The sequence below is a fragment of the Oleiphilus sp. HI0066 genome (assembly GCF_001635725.1).
In genome coordinates this window covers 1-825 of sequence record NZ_LWFH01001182.1, presented here as the reverse complement: position 1 = coordinate 825, position 825 = coordinate 1, and the positions used below count along the sequence as shown (strand labels likewise).

Sequence of the window (825 nt, the reverse complement as noted above, 5' to 3'; positions counted from 1 at the left end):
TTTGGGGTTTCGGTGAGCCAGATTAATTTATTGCTCGATACAATTCTCGCATCCTTGCTGCAAACAGGAAGCGTGTCTTGGCTGTATTACTCGGATAGATTGGTTGAGCTGCCGCTTGGAGTCTTTGGTATTGCGATTGCGACGGTGATTTTGCCGGCGCTTTCAGCAAATAATGCCGCAAAGTCGGAAGAGGCTTTTTCAGCCACTATCGATTGGGCTTTGAAAATGGTTCTTTTAATTGGCTTGCCTGCAGCACTTGCTTTAATCGTTTTGGCAGAACCATTAATCGCCGTGTTGTTTCATTATGGAGCTTTGAACGATACTGATGTGCTGCAGTCTGCTCACAGTTTGCGAGCATATGCTTTAGGCTTGTTGGCGTTTATGTTCGTCAAAGTCCTAGCGCCGGGTTTTTTCGCGCGAAAGGATATGCGTACACCGGTCAAAATTGGCATCTATGCCATGATCGCCAACATGGTATTTAATCTCGCGCTTATCTGGCCTTTACAGCACGCAGGGCTTGCGCTGGCTACTGCAATGTCGGCTTGGTTAAATGCAATTTGTTTATTGGTGGTTTTGAAGCGACAAGGCGTTTACAAGTCAGGTAATGGCTGGTTTGTATTTGTAATACGTTTGCTGGGTGCTGTCGTCGCTATGGTGTTAGTGGTTTCATATTTGAATTCACCAACTCAAGAATGGTTGGTTTGGGATGTTTGGCAGCGTATCTCGACGATTGGTTTGCTTGTCATCTGTGGAATCTTTAGTTACTTCATTGTTTTGCTTTGCTTGGGTTTAAACTTGAAAAATATGCTTAAGCAAAAGGTGTAG

1 protein-coding gene is annotated in these 825 nt (G+C 44.5%); it reads left to right on the top strand.

Annotated elements, in window-relative coordinates:
• Positions 1-825 (top strand): murein biosynthesis integral membrane protein MurJ (gene murJ, locus A3738_RS15935; RefSeq protein ID WP_156504295.1); only part of this gene is annotated, 825 nt, incomplete at its 5' end.